The organism is Vibrio sp. 2130-1 (genome assembly GCF_033339515.1).
Genome location: NZ_JAWOUT010000604.1, coordinates 1 through 551, shown reverse-complemented (window position 1 = coordinate 551; position 551 = coordinate 1). Strand labels below are relative to the sequence as shown.

At 51.0% G+C, this 551-nt stretch carries 1 protein-coding gene; it reads left to right on the top strand.

The window, feature by feature from the left end; all coding sequences use genetic code 11:
• Window positions 1–551: AMP-binding protein (locus R7Q09_RS27655; protein ID WP_318144148.1), on the top strand; the 551-nt coding region annotated here is incomplete at both ends.

Below are 551 nucleotides of genomic sequence, written 5' to 3'. Positions count from 1 at the left end.
CACACTGAACGTATCTGAAAACTGTATCGACCGTCATCTCGCGGAACACGGCGACGACGTAGCGATCATCTGGGAAGGCGATGTTCCAGCAGACGACAAAACGCTGACTTTCAACGAACTGCACAAAGAAGTGTGCAAGTTCTCTAACGCATTAAAAGACCAAGGCGTGCGCAAAGGCGACGTGGTGTGTTTATACATGCCAATGGTGCCAGAAGCAGCTATCGCTATGCTGGCGTGTACACGCATCGGCGCGGTGCATACCGTGGTATTTGGTGGTTTCTCACCAGAAGCACTGTCTGGTCGTATCATCGACTCTGACGCGAAAGTTGTGATCACTGCGGACGAAGGTGTGCGCGGTGGACGTGCCGTTCCGCTGAAAAAGAACGTGGACGAAGCACTCACTAATCCAGAAGTAAAAACCATCAGCAAGGTTGTGGTACTAAAACGCACAGGCGGCAATGTAGATTGGCATGAGCATCGTGATGTTTGGTGGCACGAAGCAACCGCAAAAGTATCTGATGTTTGTCCACCAGAAGAGATGAAAGCGGAAG